Origin of the sequence: Ligilactobacillus faecis, from assembly GCF_029889745.1 — a bacterium.
Lineage (GTDB): Bacteria > Bacillota > Bacilli > Lactobacillales > Lactobacillaceae > Ligilactobacillus > Ligilactobacillus faecis.
The window spans coordinates 2,143,724-2,158,885 of sequence record NZ_CP123639.1 but is presented as its reverse complement, the minus strand read 5'-3'; the positions used below and the strand labels follow the sequence as shown (position 1 = coordinate 2,158,885).

Sequence of the window (15,162 nt, the reverse complement as noted above, 5' to 3'; positions counted from 1 at the left end):
GAGGTGTTTAGGATGAAAACATATAATTGGGCGACGCTAGGTTGTGGTGTGATCGCTAACGAATTAGCGCAAGCTCTGGCTAAAGAGGGACGCACACTTTATAGTGTGGCTAACCGAACACATAGCAAGGCCGAAGCTTTTGCTGAAAAATATGGGATCAAAAAAGTCTATGATCAGATCGATGGTGTTTTTTCTGATCCCAATGTAGATATTATTTATATCTCAACGCCCCATAATACGCATATTGAATTTTTGCGTAAAGCTCTAGCGGCAGGGAAGCATGTTTTATGTGAAAAATCGATCACGTTGAATGCTGCTGAACTTGCTGAAGCTAAACTTTTAGCTAAAGAAAATAATGTGGTCTTGGCTGAAGCTATGACACTTTACCATATGCCGATCTATAAAAAGCTTCGTGATATTATCGAAACAAAACGTTTAGGTAAATTGCAGATGATCCAGTTGAATTTTGGAAGTTACAAAGATTATGATATGAATAACCGTTTTTTCTCACCTAAATTAGCTGGTGGGGCTTTATTAGATATCGGAGTCTATGCTTTATCGTTTGCGCGTTGGTTTATGTCAGAAAAACCAGATAAACTGGCTTCTCAAGTGCGCTTAGCTCCAAGTGGAGTCGATGAACAAGCAGGGATCTTATTGCAAAATAAAGCTGGTGAGATGGCAACGATCGCCTTGACATTACACGCTAAACAACCTAAACGTGGGATGTTAGCTTTTGAAGAAGGCTACATTGAGATCTACGAATATCCACGGGGAAACGAAGCAACGATCACTTATACAGAAGATGGGAGTAAAGAAGTTCTCCAAGCAGGCCAAACTGAAAATGCTTTGGCATATGAAGTTAAAGATATGGAACGAGCAGTCAGTGGGGCTGAAAATGTGATGTACTTAAACTATACGACAGATGTTATGGAAATGATGAGTGCGTTGCGAAAAGAGTGGGGTTTGTTTTACCCTGAAGAACGCTAAAAAATTTTGACCGGATATGTTAGACATATCCGGTCTTTTACTATCAGATCTTAAGAGACTTAGTTGTTTTGTCTTTAGCTAGACTATATAATTAAGTGTATATTTATGATGCCAGAGCTAATTAAGTTTTGGAGCTAAAAGAAGTTAGGATGAAAGAAATGGAACATTACGACGGACCAGCTTTTTTTAGAAATGGAAGAAGAGAGCGACAAGTTCCGCAAGTTTCTTACCATAAGCCAGATAAGCAGGTCGAACAAAAAAAAGAAAAAAAGAAAACAAATTCTCAATATAATACAGTACGTGCCTTTAGTCCCAAATATGTTCCGCAATCGTTAGTACACACGACGCCTGTTGTTGAGCGGACTGATTATGCTAAACTGATCAATGCATTAAAAAAGGACCCAGGTGATTATCTGCTATTTGATAGTGGGATCTTGTTTGGCTCAGAAGCGATCGATCTGACAAAAGAAAGACCAAAAGTAAACGAAGTCAAAAACGTTTCAGAACACACGGCAGCCCGATCTAAAGAAGAACACTCAAAACCTTTGAGTGATGAGCGAGCTTTAGATGAAGGACCTGCCACTACTAAGTCCTCTAGTCTGCCAACTAAACGACCTGAAATTTCTCAAGAGACACGCCCAACTGAAAAAGTATGGCGATCAGTAGTCACAAAAGAAGCAACAACAACTGGAGAAGTAAAACGACCAGTAGAAAACACTACTTTAGCACAAACTGAAGTTCGTAGACCTAAGAAACGCTTGAGTGGGTTAGCGGCAGCACTAGAACACGAAACAAAAGAAGTAGCCCAAGCAGAGAAGCTAGCTAACACTAGTGTATCAAATCCAGATGTCCAATATACTTATCCGCCGTTGACTTTGTTGCCAGCCCCAGTTGTTGAGGCCGATCCCGCACTTGAGCAGTGGGTCGAAGAACAAGTTGTGACTTTAAATGAAACACTTAAAGCGTTCAATGTTGAGGCTACGGTGAGCGAATGGACGATCGGGCCAACAGTCACACAGTTTGAACTGACTTTAGGGCATGGCGTCAAAGTCAATAAGATCACTAATTTGACAGATGATCTCAAACTAGCTTTGGCTGCAAAAGATATTCGGATCGAAGCTCCGATCCCCGGAAAGAGCACTGTCGGGATCGAGATCCCTAATAAGACTTCGCGTCCGGTCATGCTATCAGAAGTCTTACGTTCTGAAAAATTTCAAGTAGCCTCTTCTCCACTAACGATCGCTTTAGGAGTCGATCTTTTTGGCGAGCCACAGATCACAGATATCAAAAAAATGCCACATGGCTTGATCGCAGGGGCTACAGGTTCAGGTAAATCAGTATTTATCAATAGTCTATTAGTTTCCTTGCTCTATAAAGCTACTCCAGCTGAAGTCAAACTACTTTTGATCGATCCCAAAGCAGTTGAGATGGCTCCTTATCATGACCTACCGCACCTCTTAGCTCCAGTTATTTCTGACCCTCAAGCTGCCGCCGCTGCTTTAAAATGGTTAGTTAATGAGATGGAGGAACGTTATCAACGTTTAGCTGCAGCAGGATCACGTAATATCGAAGTATATAATGAAAAAGCAAAACAAGCAGGTGAGTACAGTCTACAGCTACCATATATCGTTGTGATCATCGATGAATTGGCTGATTTGATGATGGTCGCTTCTTCTGAAGTTCAAGATCATATCGCACGGATCACGCAAAAAGCACGGGCAGCAGGGATCCACTTGATCGTTGCGACACAACGTCCAAGTGTGGATATTATTACGGGAACGATCAAAAATAATATTCCAACACGCATCGCCTTTATGGTAGCTAGTCAAGTTGATTCGCGCACCATCCTAGATACTGCAGGAGCAGAGCGCTTGTTAGGACGGGGAGATATGCTTTATCTTGGCAATGGGGCAAGTCAACCACTGCGCCTGCAAGGAACTTACATTGAAGATGAAGTTGAGCGTATCACGGATTTTGTTAGACAAAGTGGACGGCCTAAATATGCTTTTGACCCAGATGGTTTGAAACAGCGAGTTTTAGAAAGCGAAAAGCAAGACGAACTTTTACCACGTGTTTTAGATTATCTAGTCAATGAAGAGACGATCTCGACCTCTAAATTACAGCGAGTCTTTTCGATCGGATATAATCGAGCCGCAAGTATCATTGATACACTTGAAAGCAAGCAATATATCTCACCAGCCCACGGTGCTAAGCCCCGTAAAGTTTTCTTGACGCAAGAAGGGTTAGATAAACTGCGCGCGACCACTACTGGCTAAAGGTGCTATTTGTGAGCCTAAAAGCCTAACGAATTTCGAAGCACGCTTTGTGTAGATCCCGGCACCTTACTTGCTCAAGCAGTGGACGGCAGATCGTCGCTATCTTAAAAAATAGAGCTAAGTGTAGGCTTAGCTCTATTTTTTTAAGCAAAAATCTAAAAATTCAGGGAAATGTTTGGCCCAAAAGTACTCATTGTGTGATTCACCAGCAAAGATCTTTAATTTGATCTGGGGTAGAGGATGACCATTCAAAAGTAAAGTTTGGTAATAGGCAATGGCTTCATCAATATAGGCTTGAGCTTGAAAGTTAGGGGAAATGATCTCATCATCGCCAGCGTCACTTTCATTGGCTCCAGCTTGGATATAAACTTTAGTTGTTTTTTTCAATGGATTTTCAGCGACAAAGGGACTAAATTGATCACTTAACCAAGCGGCACTAGAAAAAACACCTAGATTCCCAAAGATGTCTGGATAAGCCGAACCCATATAAGCAGTAATATAACCGCCTAGAGAGCTTCCCGCTAAAAGTGTATCGCTTCGAGCTGGACGTGTTCGGTAATGAGTATCGATAAATGGTTTAACGACTTCTACGATCCAAGCAGCATAAGCTTGACCGCCCCCTCCAAATCGTTGCTGCTTTCCATCTTGATAAAATTCGGTCGGCCACGGAGTATATTCATCCGAACGATATCGGGGACTGTTGTCAAGTCCAACAATGATCAAAGGGGGAAATTCTCGGTGTTTTTTAAGCGTCGGGATCACTTTCCAAGAATGACCCATAAAAGCTTCGCGACTATAAAAAACGTTTTGTCCATCGTGCATGTACAACACAGGATACGTCTTATGCCGTTCTTGGTAGTAGTTTTTAGGTAATAAAACTCGGATCCGCCGGGGGCGGTCATAAGGCATTGCAAGATAGTGCGTTTTTAATTCTAAAAAATTATTCTGTGGCATCTCCATCACCTGTTGTTTTTCAAGGATATAAATTCCATAATTCCTTTTTGCTTTATCATATCTTGTTGTTTATGAGAAGTCTAGTAAAAACTTTAAGTGATTTTATTATTCACATTAATTTTCATTTGTGATAATATTAATGAAAAATTAGATAAGAATGAATTTTAAGGTGACTGAAAGTTATGAGGGGGAAACTACATGTATTTTGAAGAACGAAGCTACGAGAGTAAAAATTTAGGTCAGACGATGCATTATAATGTCTATGGACATGCAGGCAAAGCAGTGCTTGTCTTTCCATCTTCAGGTGGGAGTCATTCTGAATTTGGGGATTTTGGAATGATCGAAGCCTGTCGTTCGTGGATCGAACGTGGCCTTTTGCGTTTTTATACACCTGATTCCTATGATGCACAGTCATGGGAGGCATCCTACAAAGCCCCATTTGAACAGGCATTAGCCCACGATGCGTATGATCGGTTCATTATTGAAGAGTTAGTCCCAGTTATCCAAGTTGAAAATAAGTCCCAGGATAAGCTTTTGGCGACTGGTTGTTCAATGGGAGCGTATCATGCGATGAATTTTGGTTTACGTCATCCTGATGTTTTTGCGACTGTGATCTCATTGAGCGGTTTTTACGATCTAAGTTTTTTACTAGGAACTATCAATGACGAACATGTCTATTTAAATTCGCCGACGAGTTACTTAGCTAATTTGGCTGATCCGTGGTTTTTAGAGCAATATCGTCAAAATACGTTTATTGTTTGCACTGGTCAAGGGCCTTATGAAGAACCTTATGAGACTAAAAAGTTAGAAGAGGTCTTTCAAGCTAAAGGAGTGCCTGGATGGTTTGATTATTGGGGCTATGATGTTGCTCATGATTGGAATTGGTGGCAAAAACAGTTACCGTATTATCTGACAGAACTTGAAGCTGCTGGTAAAGTTTAGAAAGGGGCCGTGTATGAATTTTATTGTTATCTCACCACATTTTCCTGAAAATTTTGAACAATTTTCAGTGCGCTTAAATGCCAATGGCGCAACGACTTTAGGGATCGGTGATCATCCTTATGATCAGCTGTCACCGACTTTGCAGGATGCTTTGACAGAATATTACCGTGTAGATGACATGGAAGATTACGCTCAAATGTATCGTGCTGTAGCCTATTTTGCTTTTAAATACGGGAAGATCGATCGCTTAGAATCGCATAACGAATACTGGCTCTTTCAAGATGCTCAGTTAAGAACTGATTTTAATATTCCAGGTTATAAAACAAAAGACATGGATGTTATCAAGTATAAATCTAAAATGAAAGAGGTCTTTTTAAAAAATGCGATCCCAGTTGCTAAAGGCCAAGTCTTTACGACTGAAGCTGAAGCTAAGCAAGCTTTATCAGAGTTAGGCTATCCAGTTATCATTAAACCAGACGAAGGCGTTGGGGCAAGTGATACATATAAGATCACAAATGAAAAAGAGCTAGCCGATTTTTTGAAGAACAAACATGATCGTCCATACTTTATGGAGGAATTTATCGAAGGTGATATCGTGACGTTTGATGGTCTGACAGACCAAAGCGGTAATGTTGTTTTTTATTCTTCTTTAGTGTATCAGGAGCCGGCGCTAGAAACAGTTTCACGTGCTGGTGATATGTATTTCTATGAAACACGAAACGTGCCTGCAGACCTATATGAATTAGGTGTGAAATGCGTTTTAGCTTTTGATATTCGTGAACGTTTCTTTCACTTTGAATTTTTCAAAACGAAAACTGGTAAGTTGATCGCGTTAGAGATCAATTGTCGCCCACCAGGAGGACCTTCGATCGATCTTATGAATCATGCGCACGAACTGAGTCTCTTTGATGAATATGCCCACATCGTGCTTGAAGATCGTTTCTATGGCACAAGTGATTGTCCTTACTATAGTGTCTATATTTCACGCGATTTAGAGCAAAATTACTATTATAGTGAACAAGAGATCAAACAAAAATATCAAACTAATTTAAAAGAGATCCAAAAAGTTCCTGGTGTTTTTGCAGATGTGATGGGAGATATCGGCTATATTTTCAATACTAAGACAAAAACTGAGATGTTTGAGATCATCGCAGATCTTGGGAAACTTAAACCTTTAACTACACAGTAGTTAAAAATACTAAGTTTTCTTTGAAAGGCTTACAAGACTTTCAATCGATCTATTATCTATGGTAAACTGTTTTTGACCGTTAAATAAGAAAAGAGGATCTTTACCATGGATATGGATACAACCTACTTTTTTGTAGGTATCAAAGGGACTGGAATGAGCGCTTTAGCTTTGATCTTAAATGATAAAGGTTGTAAAGTCGCCGGTTCAGATATCGAAAAGTATACTTTTACGCAAAGAGGATTAGAACAAGCGGGGATCAAGATCTACCCGTTTGATGAAAAAAATATTGATAAAAAAATGACGATCGTAGCCGGAAATGCTTTTGGTGATGATCAAGAAGAGATCAAAAGAGCACGTGAATTAGGTTTGAAAGTTTTACGCTATCCTGAAGTCGTGCAAATGTTGATCGAAGAAACAACAAGTATCGGTGTGGCGGGAGCCCATGGTAAGACAAGTACTTCAGGTTTGTTAGCACATGTGTTGAGTGGCGTTTCACCAACAAGTTTTTTAGTTGGGGATGGAACGGGAAAAGGGATCCCAGATGCTCGTTTCTTTGTTTTTGAAGCTGACGAATACCGCCGACATTTTGTCGCTTACCACCCCGATTATACGATCATGACAAATATCGATTTTGATCATCCAGACTATTTCACTGGGATCGATGATGTTTGTGATGCTTTTGAAACTTTGGCAAAACAGACTAAAAAGGGACTTTTTGTTTGGGGTGAAGATAAGTATCTACGGCGCTTGAAGGCTGATGTCCCAGTTTACTACTATGGTACAGAAGCAAATGATGATGTTCGCGCTGAAAATATCAAGCGCACGACTAAAGGCTCGACTTTTGATGTTTATTTGCATGACCAATATCTGGGCAATTACGAGATTCCGATGTTTGGCAAGCATAACATTTTAAATAGTTTAGCTGTGATCGCTGTTTCACATTTAGAAAAAGTCGATCAAGAAGAGATCAAAAAGGAACTTTTAACTTTTAAAGGTGTTAAACGGCGCTTCACAGAAAAACGTGTTGCTGATATGGTCATTATCGATGATTATGCACACCATCCATCTGAGATCACTGCTACACTTGACGCTGCCCGGCAACAATACCCAGATAAAAAGATCATTGCTGTTTTTCAACCGCATACGTTCAGTCGGACGATCGCTTTGATGGATGATTTTGCTAAAAGTTTAGATCTAGCTGACAAAGTCTATTTGACGGATATTTTCAGCTCGATCCGCGAACATGATGGCAAAGTCTCAGCTAAAGATCTAGGTGAAAAGATCACTAAGGGTGGCGCAGTTTTAGAACTCGATAATATGTCGCCATTACTTGATTACCATGATGATGTCGTGGTCTTCATGGGCGCAGGCGATATTCAAAAATACGAATATGCTTATGAAAAACTTTTAAGTGATCTAAGTTTGAATAATAACTAAAAAAGGCTGGCTTGAATGCCAGCTTTTTTAGTTATTTGAGTACGTTATTTGAGCAAAAAAATCAGGTGTGCTATTATGTATCTAAGACAACGTAGAGGAGTGTGAAGCTTTATGCCTGATGATGTGCATAGGCAAGGAAAACCGATCACTGCTATCAGCGAAGGTGATTCGTTGACAGTAACCGAAAGTATCTCAGAAAGAGATCTTTTGATCTATTTAGGACTGACAAATGATAACAATCCGTTGTATATTCAAAACGAATATGCTAAGAGTTTAGGCCATAAGAAGACGATCGTTCCACCGATCTTATTGAGTGGGATCATCACTAGTTCGGTCTCAAAACTTTTACCTGGTCCAGGAAGTGAGATCGTTAATTTGTCAGCTAATTTTATCATGCCAGTCTATCACGATGAGATCATCACGTTTAGTTTCGAAGTCATTAAAGTCGACTTAATGAAAGAAGTCGTCATGATCTCGGTCGAAGCGACTAATAGTCAGGACGAACGTGTTTTAGATTCAGTCGTCATGGCGCGTCCTCCACGCCAAGAGTAATTTAATAGGAAGAGGGAATTTTTGATGAATAACGAACCAAATCTATATGATAGCCGTTCGACAGGATTGAACAGCTTTTTTACAAAGATGTATGGATATATGGGCTTAGCAGTTGCGATCAGTGCCCTAACTGCTTACATTGGGTCATTTAATCCAACTGTGATCCGAATGATGAGCAACCCATTAGCCTTATTTGGGGTTTTTGCGATCCAACTAGTTTTAGTCTACTCGATGTCTTCGGTCAAAGCAGACCGTTCACCGTTGATGAGTGCCTTAGGGTTATTTTTATTTGCTGGTTTAGAAGGGCTTTTGTTTAGCGGGATCTTTATCGTTTATACTGCGCAAAACATCACGAGTGCTTTTGTGGCTGCCTTTGTGATGTTTACTGTTTTAGCGATCATGGGAACGACAACGAAAAAAGATCTTTCAGGGATCGGACGGCAAGCAACCGCTGCGTTGATCGCTTTGATCATTGTTTCTTTGATCAATCTCTTTTTAAGAAGTCCAATGATCAACTATATCTTCTCTTTTGTAGGGTTAGTGATCTTTATGGGCTTGACAGCTTGGGATACACAACGTTTACGGCAAATGTATCTTCAGATGGGATCACAAGTCAACGTCAATAACTTAGCTTTGATGGGAGCTTTACAACTCTATCTTGACTTTATCAACATCTTTATCTTCTTGCTAAATATCTTTACTGGTGTTGGTGGCGACCGCGACTGATCCAGTGATTTTAAAGTCTCTCTTTATGAGAGGCTTTTTTTAATCTGATCAAAATTTTGGTAAAATAGAAAGTAAGTAGAAACGTATAAAGGATGGCGATATTATGGCAGAAAAGAAACGATTACTTTTGATCGATGGGAATAGTGTGGCTTTTCGTGCTTTTTTTGCGATGCATAATCAACTAGAGCGGTTTGTCAATCATGCGGGATTGCATACAAATGCGATCTATGGTTTTAAATTGATGTTAGATAAGATCTTAGCTGAAGTTGATCCGCAAAATGTTTTAGTGGCTTTTGATGCTGGTAAGGTAACTTTTAGAACTAAAGCTTATGCTGATTATAAAGGAGGACGTTCTAAGACTCCAGGGGAGCTTTCCGAGCAGTTTCCATATTTAAAAGAGTTATTGACTGCTTATGGGATCAAAAATTATGAACTACCTAACTACGAAGCTGATGATATCATCGGAACGATGGCTAAAAGAGCAGAAGATGAAGGTTATCAAGTTACGATCGTGACAGGAGATCGAGATCTAACGCAATTGACGACAGATAACACGACTGTAGCGGTAACGATCAAAGGCGTTACAGAGATCGAGAAATATACTCCAAAACATGTTTTAGAAAAATATGGCTTAGAGCCAGCTCAGATCATTGATATGAAAGGTCTGACTGGGGATAGTTCAGATAATTATCCTGGGGTAACAAAAGTTGGCGAAAAAACCGCGATCAAACTTTTGAAACAGTATGGTTCGATCGAAGGGATCTATGAAAATATCGCCGAGATGAAAAAATCAAAACTCAAAGAAAATCTTTTGGCCGACCAAGAGCTTGCTTTCAAATGTAAAGAACTTGCCACGATCAAACAAGATGCGCCAGTCGAAATGACCTTAGCTCAAACTACATGGAACGGTAAAGATCATACTAAACTCGTTGACTTTTTTGAGGAGATGGATTTTAAGAGTTTCTTAACGCAATTAGACGCTAAAATACCTGAAGAAGACGAAGCTATCAGTCACTTAGCTGTGACCCCTTTGACAACTGAAACATTCGCTAAACTCGATCTTACACCTGACTCAGATATCAGTTTTTATTTAGAGTTAGCTGATGATAATTATCATACAGCCGATTTTTGGGGCTTTGTTTTTAAGATCGATGAAAAATACTATGCAAGTCGGGATGTTGAGCTGTTAAAAGAGCCAAAGTTAAAGACGCTTCTTGAAGATGAACGTTTTAAGATCGATGTTTTTGATGGAAAACAAACTTATGCTGCGCTTGATCGGTTAGGGATCACACTAACTGGGATCAATTTTGATCTTTTATTAGTATCTTATCTCTTGAATACAAGCGATAATAGCAATGATCTAGGGAGTTTGGCTAAACGGCATAACTATTTAGACGTCAAAACAGATGAAGAAGTTTACGGTAAAGGCGCAAAGAAAAAAGTTCCCGCTGATGATCAGCTCTATTTTGAACATTTAGCGCATAAAGCCAAGGCGATCTCAGATCTTGAAGATCAATTGATGGAAGAACTAGCGCAAAACAAACAAGATGAGCTTTATTTTGAGATCGAACGTCCCCTTTCTTTAGTTTTAGCGCAGATGGAGCTGGCTGGGATCAAAGTAGATCGTGAGCGGCTTGATCGCATGCAAAGCGAGTTTAAAGAACGTTTAAGCGAGTTAGAGCAAGTGATCTATCAGGAAGCCGGAGAAGAATTCAATATCAATTCACCCAAACAACTGGGAGTGATCTTATTTGAAAAGCTCAAATTACCAGTTATCAAAAAGACAAAAACTGGTTATTCAACGGCAGTTGGTGTTTTAGAAAAATTACGGGGAATGTCACCGATCATCGATAATATTTTATTATATCGTCAGTTAGCTAAGTTACAGTCTACTTATGTCGAAGGGCTTTTAAAAGTGATCGCACCAGATGGAAAAGTACACACGCGTTATACACAAACTTTGACTGCAACCGGACGTCTATCTTCAGTCGATCCTAACTTGCAAAATATCCCAGTTCGCTTAGAAGAAGGCCGTAAGATCAGACAAGCGTTTGTTCCAAGTCATCCCGACTGGGAGATCTTTGCGTCTGATTATTCGCAGATCGAATTACGCGTTTTAGCACATATCTCAGGCGATAAAGGGATGCAACAAGCCTTTCGGGAGGATCGCGATATCCATGCTAATACGGCCATGCAGATCTTTGGCTTAGATGATCCAAGTCAAGTAACGCCTAATATGCGTCGTCAAGCCAAAGCTGTTAACTTTGGGATCGTTTATGGGATCAGTGATTTTGGGTTGGCCCAAAGCATCAATAGTACACGTAAACAAGCGAAAGAGTTTATGGAAGCTTATTTTGCCTCGTTCCCAGGTGTCCATCGGTATATGCAAGAGATCGTTGAGCAAGCTAAAGAACAAGGCTATGTTGAAACACTTTTCCACCGCCGCCGTTATTTAGATGATATCAATAGCAGAAACTATAATCTGCGTTCTTTTGCCGAAAGAACTGCAATGAATACGCCGATCCAAGGAAGTGCTGCCGATATCATCAAAGTTGCGATGATCAATATGCAAAAGATGCTCCAAAAAGAAGGCTTACAAGCTAAGATGCTCTTGCAAGTCCACGATGAGTTGATCTTTGAAGCGCCAAAAGATGAGATCGAAAAACTAGCCCAACTTGTGCCACAAGTGATGGATTCTGCAGTTTCATTAGCCGTGCCACTTAAAGTCGAAAGTGCTAGTGGCAAAACGTGGTTCGATACAAAATAGGGGGAAAGAAAATGCCAGAATTACCAGAAGTTGAAACGATCAGACGCGGACTAACGCAACTGGTTTTGCATGAAAAGATCAAACAAGTCGAGGTCTTATATCCTAAGATGATCTTAGGCGATCCAAGTGAGTTTGAACAGGCATTAGCAGGGGAAACGCTAGAACGTGTCGATCGGCGCGGAAAATATCTTCTATTACGCTTTTCAAATGCCAAGACCGTTGTTTCTCATTTGCGAATGGAAGGTAAATATTATGTCAAACAAGCTACCGAACCAGTCGATAAGCATACACATGTCATTTTTGAGCTTGCCTCGGGAAAACAACTGCGTTATAACGATGTACGCAAATTTGGGCGAATGCAGCTAGTGAAAACTGGGCAAGAAGCCCAACTTGCAAGTTTAAAAAAATTGGGACCAGAACCTGTCGCAAGCGACTTTTTAGTTGAGACTTTTTATACAGGTCTACAAAAAAAGAAAAAGGCGCTCAAAACAGCCTTACTTGATCAAACGCTTGTTGTGGGTCTAGGTAATATTTATGTCGACGAAGTTTTATGGCAGACAAAACTTCATCCGTTGACACCTTGTAATGCAGTATCTTTTGCTAAAGCTAAAGAACTTCATGATAACATCATTGCCGAACTTAAAATGGCGATCGCAGCTGGAGGTACAACGATCCGAAGCTATACAGATGCGTTTGAAAATGAAGGTGGTTTCCAATTTGAATTAGATGTTTACGGTCAAACGGGTAAGCCATGCAAGCGTTGTGGGACCTTGATCGAAAAAACAGTTGTTGGTCAAAGAGGAACGCATTTTTGCCCTCAATGTCAGCAGGTGCCAAAATGAGTTATATTTTAGGCTTGACTGGCGGGATCGGAATGGGAAAATCAACTTTGAGCACCTATTTGAAAACGTTAGGCTTTTGTGTTTTAGATGCTGACCAGATCGCCCGAAAAGTCGTCAAAAAAGGGACACCCGGTCTAAGACGGCTCGTGCACACGTTTGGCCAAAAGATCTTAACGCCTGAAGGTGATCTAGATCGGGCTGTTTTAGGAAAAATCGTTTTTGACGATCCTAAGATGTTAGCTAAGCTAAATACGGTGATGATACCATTGATCAAAGCTGAGTATCTAACTCAGATCGCGCACGCCAAATCAGCCAAGGTGATCGTTCTTGATGCGCCTTTATTATTTGAGCAAGGATATGATGAGCTTTGTGATGCAGTCGTGACTGTGAGTTTACCGCAAACTTTACAAATAAAGCGGATCATGGCACGCGATCACCTTGCAAAAGAAGATGCTTTAGCGCGGATCAAACACCAATTACCAGATGAGATCAGGCGTAAAAAGGCGACTGTTGTGCTTGATAGTTCGGGAACAGTTGAAGAGACGCGGGCACAAATGATAAAATGGCTAAAGACAAATCATTTGATAGAAAGATAAGATGGGGTAAAGAAACATGAAGTGTCCAAATTGTCATCAAAATGGATCACGCGTAGTGGACAGCCGGCCCGCCGACAATGGACATGCGATCAGGCGGCGCAGGGAATGTGAAAATTGTGGGTTTCGCTTTACAACTTTTGAAAGAGTTGAAGCAACTCCACTACTCGTTATCAAGAAAAATGGAGCTAGAGAAGAATTTAATCGTGAAAAAGTTTTGCGGGGCGTGATGCGCGCTGCCGAAAAACGTCCAGTCCCAATGGATCAGATCCAAGCGATCGTTGATCAAGTTGAAAAGAAGATCCGAGCAGTTGGTGGAAATGAAGTTTCTAGTCAATTGATCGGAGAATATGTGATGTCGATCTTAGTTGATGTTGATGACATCGCCTACATCAGATTTGCTAGTGTCTACCGTGAGTTCAAAGATATGGCTTCTTTTGCAAATGAGCTCCAAGAGCTGATGGCCCGCGAAAAGGCACCTAAGACTGAAAATAAAGAGTGAAAGGGGTCTGTCGATGGTTGATGCATTAAAACAGCTGTCGCCTAAAGATGGCTATATCGCAACAACGCTAGACCAGATCGGCTCCACTGAAGCTAAGCTAGTTTTAGAGCTCTATCAACCACTTCTGGGAGTCGAAGCTTATGGGATCTATGCACTGTTAGTTTCACAGGCTCAGCGTACTTTTGATCTACTTGAACGGCGCTTGCATAAAGAACTATTGGCTAGTTCTGGTTTAGGTCTGCGGGCTTTTTATGAAGCACGGATCAAGTTAGAAGCTTTAGGGCTTCTTAGAACTTTTGAACGAACAGATGATCTAGGCCATCTGCTTATTTATGAGCTCCAAGCACCTTTAAGCGCCAAAGCTTTTTTTACAGACGACCTTTTTAGCACGTTACTTTGTGATTCAGTTGGGCAAGTTCGTTATGATGAACTGAAAACTAGCTATTTAGCTACAAAATTGGAATATCCTAAAGTGCAAGAGATCACTCGGGATTTATTAGATGTCTACACAGTCAAAAGTGCAGATCTATTGACTGCTTCAAAACGTCCGCGGGTCGTTGAACGTCCGAAAAAAAGCCCACTTGCACAAGTCGAAGTTACCTTAGATCTAGAATATTTGAAAGATCTTGTGGCAAATTCATTTGTTCCTGAAGAAGAGTTGACTAAAGCAAGTGAGCTGATCAAAACGGTAACGCTCCTTTATGGTTTAGATGAATTACAGATCGTTCGCTTATTAGAACAAGCCTTGAACGTGCATGATAATACAGTTGATCATGAAGAATTCAAAAAATTAGCCACACGCCAATTTGAGCGCGAGCTTCAGCCACGAGAACAAGTTGTTGAAAGTAAGAACGAGACGGCAAAAGAACTTCCGGTGCTCTCAAAAGAAGAACAAGCGATCGCTGAAGTTTGCAAAGCTTATTTACCACTTGAGTTTTTAACGGTCTTAAAGCAACAAAAAAATAGTTTTGTTTCTGATTTAGAGCGTTATGTCGTTCAAAATTTAGTGACGAAAAAAGTTTTGCCAAATGCAGTCATCAATGTCTTGTTGCATTATTATTTGATCGCTCAAGATAATCCTGTGTTAGAGGGTAGAGTTTCTAATCGCTTTACGGTAGCAGCGGCTAAACTGGCAGAAAACAAGGTCCAGACCCCAGAAGAAGCGATGGATCTTATGAAACGTGCGAATCAAGAAGCTTTAGAAAAAAGAACAAAGAAAAAGCAAAGTTATGCCTCAAGAAAGGTCGTTCAGCGTGAGACACTTCCGGATTGGGCTAAAAAAGAACAGTCTAGTTCAAAAGAAAAAAGCTCAGCAACTGAAAAACAGAAGTTAGATGCTGAGATCGATGATCTCTTAGCACAACTCGAAGAAAATAAAGAATAAGGATAGAAAGA

13 protein-coding genes are annotated in these 15,162 nt (G+C 40.4%); 12 read left to right on the top strand and 1 reads right to left on the bottom strand.

Going from position 1 to position 15,162, the window contains the following annotated elements; all coding sequences use genetic code 11:
- The first annotated feature begins 12 nt into the window (after positions 1–12).
- Together QFX10_RS09845 and QFX10_RS09840 are read left to right on the top strand one after the other, a co-directional pair.
- Positions 13–987, top strand: a complete 975-nt coding sequence (locus QFX10_RS09845) for a Gfo/Idh/MocA family protein (protein ID WP_280606044.1) — start codon at positions 13–15, stop codon at positions 985–987.
- A gap of 149 nt (positions 988–1,136) precedes the next feature.
- Positions 1,137–3,263 (top strand): DNA translocase FtsK, encoded by a 2,127-nt coding sequence (locus QFX10_RS09840; RefSeq protein WP_437178591.1) that lies wholly within the window; start codon positions 1,137–1,139, stop codon positions 3,261–3,263.
- A 135-nt stretch (positions 3,264–3,398) separates the two neighbouring features.
- On the opposite strand, the gene QFX10_RS09835 is transcribed toward QFX10_RS09840, so the two are convergent.
- On the bottom strand, positions 3,399–4,217 hold the full coding sequence (locus QFX10_RS09835) for an alpha/beta hydrolase (RefSeq protein ID WP_280606043.1): 819 nt from the start codon (positions 4,215–4,217) through the stop codon (positions 3,399–3,401).
- A 198-nt stretch (positions 4,218–4,415) separates the two neighbouring features.
- On the opposite strand from QFX10_RS09835, the gene QFX10_RS09830 reads away from it, so the two are divergent.
- From QFX10_RS09830 to QFX10_RS09785, 10 genes are all read left to right on the top strand, one after another.
- Positions 4,416–5,159, top strand: a complete 744-nt coding sequence (locus QFX10_RS09830) for an esterase family protein (RefSeq protein ID WP_280606042.1) — start codon at positions 4,416–4,418, stop codon at positions 5,157–5,159.
- Between the two features lie 13 nt (positions 5,160–5,172).
- Entirely contained in the window at positions 5,173–6,348 is a 1,176-nt protein-coding gene (locus QFX10_RS09825; protein WP_280606041.1) for an ATP-grasp domain-containing protein, read from the top strand.
- A gap of 105 nt (positions 6,349–6,453) precedes the next feature.
- On the top strand, positions 6,454–7,785 hold the full coding sequence (murC, locus tag QFX10_RS09820) for a UDP-N-acetylmuramate--L-alanine ligase (protein WP_280606040.1): 1,332 nt from the start codon (positions 6,454–6,456) through the stop codon (positions 7,783–7,785).
- 111 nt (positions 7,786–7,896) lie between these two features.
- Positions 7,897–8,337 carry a MaoC/PaaZ C-terminal domain-containing protein gene (locus QFX10_RS09815; protein WP_280606039.1) on the top strand — a complete coding sequence of 147 codons (441 nt, stop codon included), beginning with the start codon at positions 7,897–7,899 and terminating at the stop codon, positions 8,335–8,337.
- Positions 8,338–8,361: 24 nt separating this feature from the next.
- A complete protein-coding gene (locus tag QFX10_RS09810) occupies positions 8,362–9,063 on the top strand; it encodes a Bax inhibitor-1/YccA family protein (protein ID WP_280606038.1) in 702 nt (233 codons plus the stop codon).
- A gap of 103 nt (positions 9,064–9,166) precedes the next feature.
- Positions 9,167–11,830, top strand: coding sequence for a DNA polymerase I (gene polA / locus QFX10_RS09805; RefSeq protein WP_280606037.1), 2,664 nt, complete (start codon positions 9,167–9,169; stop codon positions 11,828–11,830).
- 11 nt (positions 11,831–11,841) lie between these two features.
- Complete coding sequence (mutM, locus tag QFX10_RS09800; RefSeq protein ID WP_280606036.1) at positions 11,842–12,672, top strand: DNA-formamidopyrimidine glycosylase; 831 nt, start codon at positions 11,842–11,844, stop codon at positions 12,670–12,672.
- On the top strand, positions 12,669–13,268 hold the full coding sequence (gene coaE / locus QFX10_RS09795) for a dephospho-CoA kinase (RefSeq protein ID WP_280606035.1): 600 nt from the start codon (positions 12,669–12,671) through the stop codon (positions 13,266–13,268). The genes mutM and coaE overlap by 4 nt, the downstream gene beginning before the upstream one ends.
- 16 nt (positions 13,269–13,284) lie before the next feature.
- The gene (gene nrdR / locus QFX10_RS09790; protein WP_280606034.1) at positions 13,285–13,767 is read left to right on the top strand and encodes a transcriptional regulator NrdR; all 483 of its coding nucleotides are present in this window, start codon (positions 13,285–13,287) and stop codon (positions 13,765–13,767) included.
- A gap of 13 nt (positions 13,768–13,780) precedes the next feature.
- Positions 13,781–15,151 carry a replication initiation and membrane attachment family protein gene (locus tag QFX10_RS09785; protein ID WP_280606033.1) on the top strand — a complete coding sequence of 457 codons (1,371 nt, stop codon included), beginning with the start codon at positions 13,781–13,783 and terminating at the stop codon, positions 15,149–15,151.
- Positions 15,152–15,162: the final 11 nt, after the last annotated feature.